This window comes from Tenacibaculum sp. IMCC1, assembly GCF_054906355.1.
In genome coordinates this window covers 1,320,254-1,335,341 of the sequence record NZ_CM142818.1, presented here as the reverse complement: position 1 = coordinate 1,335,341, position 15,088 = coordinate 1,320,254, and the positions used below count along the sequence as shown (strand labels likewise).

General features: G+C 30.6%; 16 protein-coding genes and 1 other RNA gene. 7 read left to right on the top strand and 10 right to left on the bottom strand.

Translation table 11 applies throughout. From position 1 onward, the window contains the following. Window positions 1-40 precede the first annotated feature (40 nt). The 5 genes from ACXIHB_RS06235 to ACXIHB_RS06215 all read right to left on the bottom strand — a co-directional run bounded on the left by ACXIHB_RS06235 (window position 41) and on the right by ACXIHB_RS06215 (window position 4,946). Entirely contained in the window at window positions 41-1,939 is a 1,899-nt protein-coding gene (locus ACXIHB_RS06235; RefSeq protein WP_239179077.1) for a monovalent cation:proton antiporter-2 (CPA2) family protein, read from the bottom strand. Window positions 1,940-1,942: 3 nt separating this feature from the next. Further along, a complete protein-coding gene (locus ACXIHB_RS06230) occupies window positions 1,943-2,536 on the bottom strand; it encodes an NAD(P)H-dependent oxidoreductase (RefSeq protein WP_462099194.1) in 594 nt (197 codons plus the stop codon). 243 nt (window positions 2,537-2,779) lie between these two features. After that, window positions 2,780-3,622 (bottom strand): DUF4437 domain-containing protein, encoded by an 843-nt coding sequence (locus ACXIHB_RS06225; protein ID WP_462099193.1) that lies wholly within the window; start codon window positions 3,620-3,622, stop codon window positions 2,780-2,782. A gap of 10 nt (window positions 3,623-3,632) precedes the next feature. Further along, window positions 3,633-4,292: an oxygen-insensitive NAD(P)H nitroreductase gene (gene nfsB, locus ACXIHB_RS06220; RefSeq protein WP_462099192.1), complete on the bottom strand. Its 660-nt coding sequence runs from the start codon at window positions 4,290-4,292 to the stop codon at window positions 3,633-3,635. Window positions 4,293-4,586: 294 nt separating this feature from the next. After that, complete coding sequence (locus ACXIHB_RS06215) at window positions 4,587-4,946, bottom strand: winged helix-turn-helix transcriptional regulator (RefSeq protein WP_047788396.1); 360 nt, start codon at window positions 4,944-4,946, stop codon at window positions 4,587-4,589. Between the two features lie 104 nt (window positions 4,947-5,050). Here ACXIHB_RS06215 and ACXIHB_RS06210 point away from each other — a divergent pair, with 104 nt between their 5' ends. Genes ACXIHB_RS06210 through ACXIHB_RS06190 form a run of 5 tightly spaced genes read left to right on the top strand, consistent with a single transcriptional unit; the run spans window position 5,051 to window position 8,262 of the window. Continuing rightward, the gene (locus tag ACXIHB_RS06210; RefSeq protein ID WP_073181532.1) at window positions 5,051-5,644 is read left to right on the top strand and encodes an NAD(P)H-dependent oxidoreductase; all 594 of its coding nucleotides are present in this window, start codon (window positions 5,051-5,053) and stop codon (window positions 5,642-5,644) included. Between the two features lie 48 nt (window positions 5,645-5,692). Next, entirely contained in the window at window positions 5,693-6,211 is a 519-nt protein-coding gene (locus ACXIHB_RS06205) for a peroxiredoxin-like family protein (protein WP_462099191.1), read from the top strand. Window positions 6,212-6,220: 9 nt separating this feature from the next. Continuing rightward, window positions 6,221-6,853 carry a transglutaminase-like domain-containing protein gene (locus ACXIHB_RS06200; protein WP_159613127.1) on the top strand — a complete coding sequence of 211 codons (633 nt, stop codon included), beginning with the start codon at window positions 6,221-6,223 and terminating at the stop codon, window positions 6,851-6,853. Window positions 6,854-6,860: 7 nt separating this feature from the next. Beyond that, window positions 6,861-7,439 (top strand): Crp/Fnr family transcriptional regulator, encoded by a 579-nt coding sequence (locus tag ACXIHB_RS06195; RefSeq protein WP_281979706.1) that lies wholly within the window; start codon window positions 6,861-6,863, stop codon window positions 7,437-7,439. Window positions 7,440-7,497: 58 nt separating this feature from the next. Continuing rightward, the gene (locus ACXIHB_RS06190) at window positions 7,498-8,262 is read left to right on the top strand and encodes an MBL fold metallo-hydrolase (RefSeq protein WP_047788392.1); all 765 of its coding nucleotides are present in this window, start codon (window positions 7,498-7,500) and stop codon (window positions 8,260-8,262) included. A 161-nt stretch (window positions 8,263-8,423) separates the two neighbouring features. On the opposite strand, the gene ACXIHB_RS06185 is transcribed toward ACXIHB_RS06190, so the two are convergent. Beyond that, the gene (locus ACXIHB_RS06185; protein WP_281979704.1) at window positions 8,424-10,565 is read right to left on the bottom strand and encodes a S46 family peptidase; all 2,142 of its coding nucleotides are present in this window, start codon (window positions 10,563-10,565) and stop codon (window positions 8,424-8,426) included. Between the two features lie 250 nt (window positions 10,566-10,815). Further along, window positions 10,816-11,211: a transfer-messenger RNA gene (gene ssrA / locus ACXIHB_RS06180) on the bottom strand. Between the two features lie 230 nt (window positions 11,212-11,441). Here ssrA and ACXIHB_RS06175 point away from each other — a divergent pair. Continuing rightward, complete coding sequence (locus ACXIHB_RS06175) at window positions 11,442-12,650, top strand: NAD(P)-dependent oxidoreductase (protein ID WP_462099190.1); 1,209 nt, start codon at window positions 11,442-11,444, stop codon at window positions 12,648-12,650. 39 nt (window positions 12,651-12,689) lie between these two features. Beyond that, window positions 12,690-12,905 carry a DUF3820 family protein gene (locus tag ACXIHB_RS06170; protein ID WP_047789880.1) on the top strand — a complete coding sequence of 72 codons (216 nt, stop codon included), beginning with the start codon at window positions 12,690-12,692 and terminating at the stop codon, window positions 12,903-12,905. Here ACXIHB_RS06170 and ACXIHB_RS06165 read toward each other — a convergent pair. The 3 genes from ACXIHB_RS06165 to ACXIHB_RS06155 are packed head-to-tail and all read right to left on the bottom strand — an operon-like array spanning window position 12,885 to window position 15,064. Continuing rightward, window positions 12,885-13,265, bottom strand: coding sequence for a ribosomal maturation YjgA family protein (locus tag ACXIHB_RS06165; protein WP_462099189.1), 381 nt, complete (start codon window positions 13,263-13,265; stop codon window positions 12,885-12,887). The two genes, ACXIHB_RS06170 and ACXIHB_RS06165, sit on opposite strands and share 21 nt — an antisense overlap. 59 nt (window positions 13,266-13,324) lie before the next feature. Then, entirely contained in the window at window positions 13,325-14,710 is a 1,386-nt protein-coding gene (creD, locus tag ACXIHB_RS06160) for a cell envelope integrity protein CreD (protein WP_462099188.1), read from the bottom strand. Window positions 14,711-14,767: 57 nt separating this feature from the next. Continuing rightward, window positions 14,768-15,064 carry a winged helix-turn-helix domain-containing protein gene (locus tag ACXIHB_RS06155; RefSeq protein ID WP_462099187.1) on the bottom strand — a complete coding sequence of 99 codons (297 nt, stop codon included), beginning with the start codon at window positions 15,062-15,064 and terminating at the stop codon, window positions 14,768-14,770. Window positions 15,065-15,088 lie beyond the last annotated feature (24 nt).

The following is a 15,088-nucleotide window of genomic DNA, read 5'->3' as shown; positions in this document are numbered from 1 at the left end:
AATTTAACTTTATATGCACACAAAATAAAGCACTCAGAAATTAAGAGTTTTTACTTTTTTTATTTTTACTTAATATATTTCGAATATGTTCTCCATCCCAATGTTTATCAAAGGCAACAATTCCTCTTTTAAAATCATCTTCCAATAATTGTTCTTGTTGTTCTAGTTCTTTTCTAGCTTTAAAAATATAATTTTCATTTCTATTAGGGTCTGCTGCTAATCTTTTTAAACTAGCTTCATCATATTTAATAAAGTTCTGTACCTGACGATTTAAGGTGTATTTTCTGAAACCTAATTTATTAAGAGCATCACTTGCTAATGCTAAAGAGGTATCTAATGATTCTCTGTAAATATTATTAACATTTAAATTAAGTAATTCATAAGCATCAAATCTACTTTTAGTTCTAACCATTAACTCTATATGTGGATACTTTCTTTTTACAATTTTTGAAATTGCTTTAGAAACAGAAACTTCATTAGTAGCGCAAATTAAAATTTTAGCCTCAGCTATTCCAGCAGACTCTAATAAATCTTCTCTTGTTGCATCTCCATAATATACTTCAAACCCCATTTTTCGTAGAAAATCAACACGATTAGAATCAAAATCTAAAATAGTTGTTTCAACACCATGTGAACGTAAAAAACGTCCAACAGTACTACCAAACTGGCCAAAGCCTACTAATATGACTTTTTGAGATTTAGCTATATGATCCATAGGTCGTTTAATAAATTCTTTGGTGCCAATTCTTGGAAGAATTAAACGTTCGTTTACTACTGTTAAAATAGGTGTTAAGGACATTGAAACTGCGGTAACCACTAACATTATGTCCATTTGCTCTTGTTCTAAAATATTAAGCTGAAAGGCGAAAGACAATAAAACAAAAGCGAATTCACCAACTTGAGCTAAACTAAAAGTAAGCAGTATATTTTGGTCTATTTTTAAATTAAAAATACGACCTGTAATAAATAAAACCAATGCTTTTATAATAATAATAACGAGCAAAATACCACTAATAGTTAACGGGCTATTCGCAATAACTACAAAGTTAATAGACGCACCAACTGCCATAAAAAAGAGTCCTAGTAAAAGGTTTTTAAATGGTTCTAGTGTGCTTTCTAGCTCGTGTTTAAACTCACTAGTAGATAAAACAACACCACCTAAAAAAGCACCTAATGCAGGGCTTAAACCAACAAATTCCATTAAGTATGAAATTCCAAAAACGATTAAAAAAGCAGAAGCTATTAATAACTCTCTAACGCCAGTTTTAGCTACTTTGCGTAACATTGGTACCACTATAAAACGACCAGCTAAAATAATAATCACAACAGAAAGTATAATTGCCAATGTTTGTAAACCAATAGGTAAACTTTGAATTAAAGTTGATGCTGAATGAGAAGCTTCATTACTTGTGTGTTCCGACGAATTACTTAATAGTGGTAAAGCACCAATCATAAATATTACAATGATATCTTGAAATAATAGTATGGAAAAGGAGCTAGAGCCAAAAGTGGTATTCATTAGGCCTTTTTCTTTAATGGTCTGCAAAGCTATTGCGGTGGATGATAAAGCAACAGCCATACTAATGGCCAATGCTACTTGCCATTCATAACCTATAAATGTAAACAATATATAAGTTAAGCCAATTGTTAAAGCGACTTGTATTCCCCCCATACCGAGAATAGTTTTTCGCATATTCCAAAAATTTTTAGGTTCAATTTCTAATCCTATTAAAAATAGCATTACAACTACTCCAAACTCAGCAAAATGTAGAATATCTTCACCTTCTTCACCAATAAAGCCAAGTACATATGGACCAATAAGTACACCAGCTAGTAGATAACCTATAACAGAACTTAACCCTAATCGTTTTGCTATAGAAACGCAAATAATAGCACCAGCAAGAAATACAATAGCTTCAAACAATAAATTTCCAGACATACCTTAGGTTGTTAAAATTTCTAAATCGTTAAGAAAAGAACAATTTGATAATTGCGTTGTATTAAAATCACCTTGTAATAAATCTATTAATTGTTCGTACTGGTTGGTATAATCCAGTAAATCTTCATCAGATAAATTATGTGTATCCATTACTGCAAATGGAGATAAATAATTCATTCCACATAATTTAGCAGTTTGTTCATATGGTCTTAAAAACTCGTTAATTGTATAGGTATTATAACCCTCGGTACAATATACCTCTCGAGAACCGCCCGTGGTTATAACATTAAAAATAGTTTTGTTATGAAGTACCTTTCCTTCAGGACCATAAGCCCAATTAAACTCTAACACCAAATCTTTCCATTGTTTTAAAATAGCAGGGCTACTGTACCAATATAAAGGGTGATGCCAAATAATAATATCATGTTGGAGTAATAATTCTTGTTCACGCTGTATATTAATATGAAAATTAGGATAGTTTTCGTATAAATCATGAAAAGTTACATGCACTTTATTTTTTAAACGATTAACTAGAGTTGAATTAACTCTCGATTGTTCAAACTTTGGGTGGGCAAAAAGAATAAGTACTTTTTTCATGAGTTTATTTAGTTTTATGTTGGAAAATATGTTTTTTATGATTGTATTTTGATAAAGTTAATAATTTAAAATCATTGTTGTTTATGCTAAAAGCGCAAGAGTAATTTTTTTTAGTAATTATTAAGCTAGTTTATAAATTATAAAAATAAAAGCCACACAGAATGTTTTACATTTGGTGGCTCTTATATTTTTTTATTATGAAAATAAATTTATAACACTGTTATTTAGTGTTTTAGGTTTTTGTTAGTGGATTTTAAAGTCTCCGTTGCTTCTTATGTAGAGAATAGACTCTTTGTTGTTTTTTACAGCTATTGTATGTTTAGCTCCTTTTTTAGAACTAAAGTAGTTCCCTGCTCCAAGCACATTTATAACCTTATTATTTTCTATTTGATGCACTATTTTACCCTTTATTATTATAGCTCTAAAATTCTCGCTTAGGTTTTTAATATTACCTTTAAAACCAGCAGGTAATTTAACTAAAATAGCCTGAAGTTTATTGTTTTTATGTGTTTCCCATAAAAATGCAGTTTCAATATCACTCTTATTTGTAACCCAAGTACTATCGTTTGCATTTAACCATACGAGGTTGTGTTGGTCTACATTTATTGGTCGTTCACCATTATCAAAAGCTTCATCTGTAGGTTTTACTAAATATGGACCTTCTTGAATTTCAATATATGCTAAATTGTCTTCAGCATTGGCAGCAGTAATATGCGTTTCGCCTGCAGGCTGCATCCAAAAAGATCCTGTAGGTAACCATTGTTTTTTTGCGTTTTCATCATCGTTATGCAATAACCCTTTAATAACTACACCTCGATAAGTGACATTATGAATGTGTGGTGGAGATGAAAAACCTTTTTTAAATTTTACTAAAAAACCTGAAGGTTCGTTTTTGGTACGATCACCCCAAAGTTTTCCCGCAGCTGGACTTTTGTCTCCACGTAACGGATTAAGCCAGCTCCATTCTATTTGTTCAGTGGTTACTACTTCGTTTTTAGTCTTTGTGTGATCTATAGTTGAAGTCTGAGCATTGATTTTAACTGTAAACATTAAAAAAAATGAAGCTAACAGGACAGTTTTAATCATTTTAATATTTTTAGATTTCTGTAAAAACTTCAGATTGTGACAATCTTGATTTAGGAGTTTTATCAGTAGAATTAAAGTCGGATTTTGCCCTGTATCCAATAGAAACAGCAACTAATGAGGTATAACCTTTTTCTCTTAAACCAAATTCTTCATCTAATGCTTTTACATCTATACCTTCCATTGGTGTGGCATCTATACCTAAACTTGCAACACCTAGCAAAAAACTTCCTACGTTAAGGTATACTTGCTTTTCCATCCAATGTTGAAGATCTTTTAAGTCATATTTATGAATATCTGCAAAGGTTTTAACGGTGCCTATAAATCCATTTTTAACATCTTCATTAGGAAATCGTCCATTTTTATCATCTACCTCCGCTATATATTTATAATAATCTTCATCAGCATTAGTCTTTACACAAAATAAAATAACAGCTGAAGCATTAGTTACTTTAGGTTCATTAAAGTGGAAAAAACCTTGAGTGCCTTTTGCAATACGTGCTTTACCCTCTCTAGTTTCAGCGATAATAAAGTGCCAAGGTTGAAGATTAACACTTGAAGGACTCATTTGTAGTAAATGTTTTACTTGCTCCATATTTTCTTTAGAAACTGATTTAGATGGATCAAATTCTTTTGTGGTATATCTCCAATTTAATATGTCTTTTAAATTCATTTTAATTGTTTTTTATTTGTTTAATTCAAACTATCAAAAGTATAGTGTCAAAAGTATTGATAGTTTAAGGTTTTTGCAATAACGGTCAAAAATGATAGTATGTTTTTTATGTTAAAAAACACTGTTAGCTACTATTTTTAATAGCTTTATAGGTAATGTTAAATTTACTATAAAAAGTAAAGTACGAATAAACTCTGTTTGAAGAAGTCGTAAGAATTTTGTTGGCTACTATAGTTAAGTAGAGAGAAGTTGTTGTTAAAAAGGGAAGAGTATTAGGGTAATTTTACTGGTATTTTATAAAGTTACTATTCTACAGGCTTCAAACTCAATGTCCTTAAAACTATCTTGGGTCCATTCACTCAAACTTTTAAGAATTGGCAGTAAAGCTTCACCTTTTTCAGATAGTGAATATTCAACTCGTGGTGGTATTTCAGCATATTTTTTTCTAATTATGATACCATCTTCCTCAAGCTCTCTTAATTGTTCTGTTAACACTTTTTTTGATATAGTAGGAGTAAATATTAAGAGTTTTCCAAAGCGTAAACTTCCGTTTGCTAATAAGTAAATTAAAATAGGCTTCCACTTATTTCCAATTACGTTCATCGCGTGAACTAACGAACACACATTTGGATTATCAATTACTTTTCTTCCCATTAGTTACCATTTTGTAACCTCTATTTAATGTGATTATATTATTTTGGTTTCAAAAATAAACTATTATTAGTTTCTTTGCAATACTAATTTAAAGTTTTATAAAAATGAAAAACATTTTAATCATTAATGGTCATCAATATTATCCATTTGCAGAAGGAAAATTAAATCAATCTTTTATTGAAAAACTATCAGCTCAATTAAAAGAAGCTAACTTAAATATAAAGATTACCGTAACTCAAAATGACTATAATGTAGATGAGGAAGTAGAAAAATTTCTTTGGGCAGATGTTGTATTTTTACAAACGCCTTTAAACTGGATGGGAATTACTTGGTCGTTTAAAAAATATATGGATGATGTATTCACTGCAGGTATGATGGGGAAACTATCGCAAGGTGATGGTCGTACTTCTGAAGCACCAAAAAAGAATTATGGTTTAGGTGGTTTGTTAAAAGGCAAATATATGATGTCAGTAACTGCAAATGCGCCTAAAGAGGCTTTTAACAATCCTGATGAGCCTTTTTTTGCTGGTAAAAGTGAAGACGACTTGTTATTACCAATGCATCTCAACTTTAAATGGTTTGGTTTAGAACCTTTAAAAACATTTTTTGCTTACGACGTGATGAAAAATCCGGAGATTGAAAGCGACTTTGTAAGATTTGAAAAACATATTAATGAAGAATTACTTCAAAAAATATAATCCATTGAAAGTTTTCACGTTTAATAGAATACAACTAATACACATAAAATGAACAGACCAACACCAAAGCATACAGCACCAAATTTAACTTTTCCAGTATTAGATGGTAACGAATGGCAGATTAACAATCAACAACCAGAAAAATTTACTTTAGTGGTTTTTTACAGAGGTTTGCATTGCCCGTTGTGTAAAAAATATTTACAACAATTAGAAGAGTTATTACCAGAATTTAAAGAAAGAGGTGTTAATGTTGTTGCTGTAAGTATGGACTCTGAGTCTAGAGCACGCTTATCACGTCAAAAATGGGAGCTATCAGAATTACAATTAGGGTATAACTTAGATTTAGAAACTGCTAAAAACTGGGGGTTATATTTAAGCAAAGGTATAAAAGATGGTGAACCAAACACATTTAGTGAACCAGGACTTTTTTTAATAGACAATAACAATCAAATCTATTATTCTGCTATGAATAGTAATCCTTGGGGGAGACCTTATTTACCTTCATTTGTAAAAGCTGTAGATTATATTGTGTCTTCAGATTATCCTGCAAGAGGCGAAATGTTATAAATTTGTAATATGAAATACACCGAAAAAACCTATTATTTCGATTATAATAGTTCAGTTATTGAAGATGTTATAAAAGACGTTAAGCATTTTACCTCTCAACAAGATATTATAGAGCAATTATATCTAAAGGTTAGAGATGGTTGGCGTTATTTACCTTTTAATATTGGTTTAACTAAAGAGCACTTTAAAGCTAGTAATATTGCAAAAAAGCCAGATGGACATTGTATTGATAAAGCCATTTTATACATTGCTTGTTTACGTGCCTTCAATATTCCAGCAAGATTACATTTAGCCAAAGTATCCAACCATATTGCTACAGAGCGCTTAGAAAAAGTGATTGGAACTAATGAATTAGCTCCTCATGGTTTGGTAGATGTATTTTATAATGATAAATGGGTTAAATGTTCGCCTGCGTTTAATAAAGAACTGTGTGCCATTTACAATGTTGATGTTTTAGATTTTAATGGTGTCGAAGATGCAGTGTTGCAAGAATACAATAAAGACGACCATAAATTTATGACCTATATAGAAGATTATGGTCATTTTGATGATGTACCTTTGGAATTTATAAAGGAAACATTTAAATCAAATTATCCTAGTCTCTATGAAAAATTTAGAGATCAGGATCATATCAAAATATAAGAATGATTTGCAATCAGAACTAAGTCAAATACAAGCATTTTTTAACACCGAATACCCTCTGAATCAAGAAGGTTTAAAAGAATTATTCGGTTTATTTAAAGTTGAAAAAGTAGCTAAAGGCGAAATGCTTCTTGCTGCAAATACCACTGAAAATTATTTAAGGTTTCTTAATTCTGGTGTGGTGCGAGAGTATTATGCTACACCAGACAAGGAGACCAACATTAATTTTTATGCCGAACCACAATTTATCACAGACTTAAGTTCGTTTATTAATAATATCTCTACTAACAAAAATCAAGAATGCATAACAGAAGTAGAACTATTATCTGTTGAAAAAAGTGCCTTTAGAAAGCTGTTGGATAATTACGAATGCGGAAAATCATTTATAGAAATTTCGTTTCAACGATTATTGAAACAAAAAGAACTTTTTGAATATAATCGTATTACTAAAACACCAGATGAACTATACAAAGAGCTAATTATTTATAGGCCTAACTGGCTAGACAATATTCCACAATACCACATTGCATCCTACCTAAATGTTACACCAGAAACTTTAAGTCGTATTCGAAAACGCATTTCTTGATTTGAATCAATGCTTAAGTGTAATACGTTTGTAACCTTTGCAAAAACATTTAAGCATTATGAAAATTCATCACTTTAGAAATGCCACAATGGTTATTGAAGCTAATAGTCATTTTATTTTAATAGATCCTATGTTAGGCTCAAAAGGATCTTTGCCTCCATTTACATTTTTTAGGTTTAAACCTGTTAAAAATCCTATTGTAGAATTACCAGAAATTAGTAAAACCTTTTTAGATAAAATTACGCATTGTGTTATAACGCACAACCATCCAGATCATATTGACAAACCTGCAGAAGATTTCTTAAAAGAGAAGAATATCCCTGTGTTTTGTAGTGTAAAAGATGAAAAAACATTTTCAAAGAAAGGTTTAAACATTGTAAAAACTATTGAATATTGGACTAAATCTGAATTTTTAGATGGTAGTATAGAAGGAATTCCGGCAAAACATGGTTATGGTTTTGTAGCCAAACCAGCAGGTAATGTTATGGGATTTTTTATACAATTACCTAATCAACCATCAATTTATTTAAGTAGCGATACTATTTATACAGATACAGTAGATAAAGTTTTTAGAAACTATAAACCAGATATTAGCGTAGTTGCAGCAGGATCGGCTCAGTTTGATATTTTTAAACCTTTATTAATGACTATGGATGATATTTTAAAATTTGCTAAAAATGCACCAGGTAAAGTCATCGCCAATCATATGGAGGCAGTAAATCATTGCCCTACAAGGCGTGAAGAATTGAGAGCAGAAGTTTTAAATTTAGATTTGTCTAAAAAAGTATATGTACCTGATGATGGAGAAACTATAAGTTTTTAAGGTTAGTTATATTAATTAGTAAATATTTTAAATATGATTTTTTTATAAAACGTTTATTAAAAGAAATATCTTATGTGTAAAAAAAATCATGAATTATCTAAAAAAGAAAAACGTAGCTAAAGAAGTAGCTACGTTTTTTTAGTTCGTGTCAGTGTTATACTTTATTTCACAATAGTAAGTTCATCTACAATACGTTTAGCACCAGCATACTTATCAATTAACCAAAGTACATATCTAATGTCTACATTAATAGTTCGTTGTAGGTTTTTGTCAAAAATAACATCACCAGCCATCGCTTCAATATTACCATCAAATGCTAGCCCGATTAATTCACCTTTTCCGTTTAATACTGGAGAACCAGAGTTTCCACCGGTAATATCATTATCAGATAAGAAGTTTACAGGTAATTCACCTTTACTGTTAGCATATCTTCCGTAATCTTTTTTCTCATAGATATCTAACATATCTTTAGATAAATCAAACTCGCTATCGTTTGGCTTATATTTTTTAACCATTCCTTTTAACGTTGTGTAGTTGTTAATGCTAGCGTCGTTTCTAGAATCTTTAGGTAAAGCTCTTACTTTTCCGTAAGTTAAACGTAAAGTAGAGTTAGCATCTGGATATTTAATGTTGCTTAGACCAGACTTACGTAAACCATCTACTAATAGTCTAAATGATTTTTGATAATCGTTTAATGGTTGTACTAAGTTTTCAGGTTGCTCTCTATACTTATCTAGTAATTGAGAAGATAAGATATATAAAGGATCGTTAGCTAACAATTCTTTATTAGGATATTTTAAGAAAGCTGTAGCACGCTCTTTAGATGTAAAAATACTTAATTCAAAAATAGAATTTACGTAGTCGTTAAAATTATCATCCTTAGCAATTTTAGCTACAATCTCTGGTAATTCGTAATTTGCTTTAGCTGAATATAACTTTAGTTGCTCAGTTAAAATTTCTTTTTCTAAAGGTAAATGATAATTTGTGTAGTTACTTTCTATAAAAGCATTCAATCGAGGCATTAAATTCTTACGAGCAGCTTCATTAGCATTAATATAAGACTCAAATCCTTTACCTATTTGATATGGTAAAACTGCAAATTTACTAGAACGTAATAATAACATTAAGTAGTTATCATGCTTTGCTTTGTTGTTGGTTAAGCTGTAGTAATTGTTTATGTTGGTAACAACATCTCCGTAAGTAGCTTTGTTAGACTTTTTGTTAGCCCATTTGTCAAATTTCTTTTCTACGTTACGTTTAGCCTCGGCAGTTTTATGAGCTGTTAAAGCATCAATCATACCTTGTCTGTTTTTCCAATAGTTGGCAATTCTAGCATATTGAGATGCATACATTAAATTGATAGATGCATCTTTATCCATGTATTTTTTCATTACATCCATGCTAAGTTTAGATCCTTCTACCCAAGCAGGATATGCGTAATTTACGTTTTGTTCGATTCCTTCTGCAGGCATCCAACGGTTTGTTCTACCAGGGTATCCTAAAATCATAGCAAAATCATTTTCTTTTACCCCTTTAATGTTAACAGGTAAGTGATACTTTGCTTTCAATGGCACGTTGTTTTCAGAATACTCTGCAGGGTTTCCTTCTGCATCTGCATATACTCTAAATAAAGAAAAGTCTCCTGTGTGACGTGGCCATTCCCAGTTATCAGTGTCTCCACCGTATTTACCAACTTTATCAGAAGGTGTACCTACTAATCGTACATCTTTATAATCTTCGTATACAAAATAGTAATATTCATTACCTTGGAAAAAAGAACGTACAGAAACAGTGTATTTACCACCTTCGTTGTTTTCTTGTTCTATTTTTGCAATTTCTTTGTTAATAGCAGCTTCACGTTCTTTTTCTGTCATAGAATCGTTTACTTTAGATAAAATACGTTTAGAAACGTCATCCATTCTCACAAAGAATCTTACAAAAAGACTTTCTGGTTTAAGCTCGTCTTTTAATGTTTTAGCCCAGTACCCATTTTTAAGGTGATTTTGCTCTTCAGAAGATAATTCTGCAATGGCGTCATAACCACAGTGGTGATTTGTAAGTACTAATCCATTATCAGAAATAATACTAGCTGTACAACCACCGTTAAATTGAACGATAGCGTCTTTGAGACTTTGATTATTGATACTGTAAATTTCTTCAGCGGTTAGTTGAAGTCCCATTTTTTGCATATCACGTTCGTTCAAACGCTTAATATGCATTAAAAACCACATTCCTTCATTAGCGAACAATGAAGCAGGTAGTAAGATTAAAAAAGCAATTAAAAAAAGACTTGTTTTTTTCATAATATAATTTGAATAATAAAAATTAGGTTGATTTTGTTTTTTAGTTTAGAATATCTTCTTTTAAAAAACATTAAGTTCTTTAATCAATTAAAGAATCAGCTCGTAAAAATACTCAATAATTTATTTTGTATAAGGAAGTAAACGTTAAAAAAATATAAGGATACGCATGTTAATTTTAGCATAATAGATAGCGTAGAAATGAGCTTTATAATAAAAAAATCCCTTACAAAACCAGACTTGTAAGGGATTGTTGTGGAGACGCCGAGAATCGAACTCGGGTCCAAACAAGTAGCTCAAAGGCTTTCTACATACTTAGTTTTTGTTTAATTTTCGATTAAGACCTGACCAAAAACCGCCCAATCTTAACTTATCTTCTTTAGTTTCGAAAACCTATCGAAGCCCTAAGTTTTCTATGTTTACTTTTACGATGCCCAAAAGTGAAACGCCGTAAACCAAGGCTTTTCGTGGACATTTAGCTTGCGCACCTTGTGCGCCGAGGCTCTATCTTACTATTAATTCAGATTAAGCAGCTAAAGCGTAGTTATCTTCGCCGTTTAAATGTTTGAAATAAGTTTAACGAGTTGTCATTTCACTCCTCGGTATGCTTACATTTTTACTAATCTTGCTGTCAAAACCAGTCGTCCCCAATATGTCAAAGATGCTATATGTACCCGTGCAAAAAATATACCAGATAATCTTTGTGATTCTATGCAATTTCGTTTAACAGCAATATAAAACAATACTGTTGAAACAAGAGGATGCAAATATAAAAAAATACTACTTGTACAATCATTTTAAAACAAGTATTTTCGCTGCAATTGTTATAAACTATAACATTATATGTAAAATTGTTTAATTTTAATACTAAGGTCAATTATGAAATTCGGAATTATTAAAGAACGTAAAAATCCACCAGATAGAAGAGTTGTGTTTTCTCCAGAAAAATTGCAAGAGTTTAAAGAACAGTTTCCTCAAGCAGAAATAGTCGTGGAAAGTTCCGATATCCGAGTTTTTTCTGATGAGGCTTACACAAAAGCAGGTTTTGAAGTAACAAATGATGTTTCTGATTGTGATGTGTTATTAGGAGTAAAAGAAGTTCCTGAAGACAATTTAATTCCAAATAAAAAATATTTTTTCTTTAGTCATACGATTAAAAAGCAACCATATAATCGTAAGTTGTTAAAAGCAATGCTTGATAGAAATATAGAAATGTTTGATCATGAAACCATTATTGAAGAAAATGGAGCTCGTTTAATTGGTTTTGGTCATTATGCAGGTTTGGTAGGTGCTTATAATGGTTTTAGAGCCTTAGGCATACGTGAAGGATTGTTCAACTTACCCAAAGTAGAAACGTTACCCGATTTAGATGCTGTAAAAGTTGAATTAGATAAAATAACTTTACCAAACATCAAAATTTTACTAACAGGAACAGGAAAAGTAGCTAAAGGAGCACAAGAAATTTTAGATCATTTGCAAATTAAGCAAGTAAGTGATGCTTTATATTTAACAAGTGAGTTTACTGAACCAGTATATTGTATAGCCGATGTTATGGAGTATGCCAAACGAAAAGATGGTAAAGTAGGAGATAAGTTTGAGTTTTATAAAGATCCAACAGGATACGAAAGTAATTTTATGGCGTATGCGAAACAAACTGATTTCTTTATAGCAGGGCATTTTTATGGAGACGGAGCTCCGTATTTATTTACACGTGAAGATGTAAAACATCCTGAGTTTAGAATAAAGTATGTAGCAGATATTTCATGTGATATTGATGGACCAGTAGCAACAACACTTCGTGCGTCAACAATTGCAGACCCTATTTACGGCTATAACCCAGAAACGGAATCAGAAATTGATTTTAAAGATGAAAAAGCCATTACAGTAATGGCGGTTGATAATTTACCTTGTGAGTTACCAAAAGATGCAAGTGAAGGTTTTGGAGAAATGTTTTTGGAGCATGTAATTCCAGCATTTTATAATGATGATAAAGACGGAATTTTAGCTCGATCAAAAATGACAACAAATACTGGTAAATTAACCGAACGTTATGCATATTTGCAGGATTACGTAGACGGAAAAGAATAACACTTAATAAATCCCGCTGAAGCGGGATTTTTATTTAATATGATACCAGACAAACAGTTCTTAATTGATACAGCAAACATGAGAATGCCTTTTGGTAAATACAAAGGAACGTATTTAATTGACATTCCTGAGTATTATATTGTTTGGTATAAGAATAAAGGATTTCCACAAGGGAAACTAGGTACAATGCTAGAGCTAGTTTACGAATTGAAGTTAAACGGACTAGAAGACATTTTACGAAAGATTAGAAGATAATTTGCAAGTTAAAAATTTTTCTAAAAGTAAAACAGTGACAATTCCTAAGGTATAAGCTACTAAATCACCAATACTAAAAGTAGCACCAAATACGATTACTGCTAATCGGTTGTTTTCTAAACCAAGAAATTCTAGAAGAGGAGTTAACTGTAAAAATTCTACGATATAAGCAAAAATTAACACAGAAACGGCCACGGTTTTATTAGAGAGGTTAAAGAACGCTTTCACCAAATAAAAAAGTAAGATAACGACTAAAAAGTCACCAAAAGTATGTCTTATAAATCCTGAAGTTTGAGCTATTATAATTTCTAACAAAAGAAGAAATATAAAGGCAAGGAAGTATTTTATATTGAATTTCATAATCATATATTAAGCAAACTATTACATAATATAATAGTTTGCTTATTTATTGTTGTTAATTAACCGTTTTGCCAATCTATTTTTCTTGAAGCATACATCACTGAAGCAAGAATTATAAACAATCCTACACTACCTACCAAAAGAGCATAATTTTCTAGTTGAATAATTACAAAAATAAAGGCATATAATGTGGTAAGAGAAGCTCCAACAAATAAAGGAAATTTATTACTTTTTAAAATGGATTTAGAATACAAAGAAATTAGCAATACAACAGCTATCGAAGCTATTAAGTAAGCTTTTAAAAAGCTACTATGTTCAGAAATAGAAATGAGCAACGTATAAAACATAGTTAAGGCAACGCCAATCATTAAATATTGAAAGGGATGAATGGATATTTTACTCATTGTTTGAATTAGAAAGAAAATTAAGAATGTAAGTCCAATAACCATAAAGCCATATTTAGCAGATCGTTCACTTTTTTGGTATTCGTCTACAGGAATCATAAAGTTTACACCAAAAGCATATTCTTTTAAGTTAGGAATTCCGTTAAAAGATTGTTGAGAGAAAGGTCTATTTATATCCAGTATTTTCCATTTAGCATTAAAGCCATTTTCAGAGATTTTGTCGGAGTTAAAAGGAAGGTATTCTCCAATAAAATTAGCGGTTTTCCAGTCAGAATTTATATGAACAGTTGTTTCTTTTCCGATAGGAATAAAACGAATTTGTTTGCTACCATTGATGCTTAGTGATAGATTAAAGTTCGTGTCTGATTTTTTAGGAAGGTCTTCTTCATTTAAAAATTTACTTTCTAATTTATGAAGGTTTAAATAGTTGTAGTATGCTTTTTCATTACTATTATTATCCTCATATTTAGAAGTAAAAGCGTAGTTGTTTTTATTCAGCTTTATTTCAACTAAATTGTTTACTCCCTTTAAATTAGAAGTTTTAATAATTAAGCGAGCTTTGTTCCAAAGTATGTCTTTTTCATTAATATCTTTTTCACTAAAATCATGTGTTGTAAAACTGCCATCAATATCTATTTTACTATTATATACAGCTGTTTTATAAATACCACGCTTTTTCTCTTCAGGGTTTATAGAAGATTTCACATTTAGTTTCTTCGGAAAAAAGTAGGCATACTTGATTTTTTCTTCGATCTCGGTTTGAGTTTCTTTTGTCTTTTGATTTAGAACAAATTTCTCTTTATAAGTTTTGTAGGGAATTTTTAAAATAGGTCCATATAGCAAGACCTCTTTACCCCATTTTTGATTGATTTCTTGTACAACTTCTTGCTGTCGATTCATTCGCTCAACAATTAAACTTTTAATAAAAGATAAAGGAATTAAAAGGATGAGAATTAAAAACCCAATCATTAGCATCCTAGCTGTAATTGATGTTTTTACCCACTTTCCGAATCTTCCGTTTTGTTTGTTTGATATTTCCATAGTTTGTTTTTTTAAAAGAACTTTGAATTTCAAAGTTTAATGATAAAAAAATAGTTTTTATTTATTTTTAATTAGCTTTTCTAAAGCGTCAATATGTTTTTTAAATTCTTGCTTACCAAGCTCTGTAGCATAGTATCTTGTATTGGGTTTTTTACCAATAAATTGTTTTTCTATCCTAATAAATTCAACTTTTTCTAATGCTTTGGTATGGCTTGCCAAATTACCATCTGTAGCACCCAATAATTCTTTTAATGTAGTAAATTCAGCATATTCATTAACCATAAGAACAGACATAATTCCGAGTCTGATTCTATGATCAAAAGCTTTATTTATATTTAGAATAATGTTTTTCAAAAAAGATAAATTTTAAAGTACGAA